The organism is Streptococcus cuniculipharyngis (genome assembly GCF_007859195.1).
GTDB classification, from domain to species: domain Bacteria; phylum Bacillota; class Bacilli; order Lactobacillales; family Streptococcaceae; genus Streptococcus; species Streptococcus cuniculipharyngis.
Window position 1 is genome coordinate 1 of the sequence record NZ_VOHL01000014.1, and the last position, 671, is coordinate 671.

The 671-nt window shown below is 50.5% G+C and carries 1 protein-coding gene; it reads right to left on the reverse strand.

Annotated features, from left to right (window positions below):
* Positions 1-671, reverse strand: a 671-nt coding sequence (locus FRX57_RS07565; RefSeq protein ID WP_425472622.1) for an Ig-like domain-containing protein, incomplete at both ends; no start/stop codon positions are given.

Sequence of the window (671 nt, forward strand, 5' to 3'; positions counted from 1 at the left end):
ACGGTCACACCTGTTCCTGGGCCTGTGAAGCCTGGCTCTGGTGTGAAGGTCACTTTACCAGTTTGTGGGTCTACTGTGTAAGTTCCTTCGCCTGGTACAACCACTTTGCCTTCTTCGTCAGCGCCTTCTAGTTTGTAGCCTGACAAGGTCGCAGACTCATCTGAAACGGTGAAGCTTGGTGTGCCACTTTGGACTTGACCTTGCTTACCACTTGTTTCCTTATCTGTTCCTTCGGCAGTGATTGGGTCAACAGTTGGCGTGTAAGTCGCTGTTGCAGTTTCACCATTGGAATCTGTAGCCGTTACCGTCACACCTGTTCCTGGGCCTGTGAAGCCTGGTTCTGGAACGAAGGTCACTTTACCGGTTTCTGGGTCTACTGTGTAAGTTCCTTCACCTGGAACAACCACTTTACCTTCTTCGTCAGCGCCTTCTAGTTTGTAGCCTGTGATGGTTACTGATGGGTCTGAGGTAGTGAAGCTTGGCGTACCGCTTTGAGTTTCCCCTTGTTTCTTACGAGAAACTGCATTCTCAGAGCTCATGGTCACGTCAGTTACAGTCGGCGTGTAAGTGTCAGAGACCTTAGTGCCATTCTTATCGGCAGCTTGAACACGGACTCCTTGGCCTTTACCAACGAAGCTTGGCTCTGGTTGGAAGGTGATCGTGCCATCATC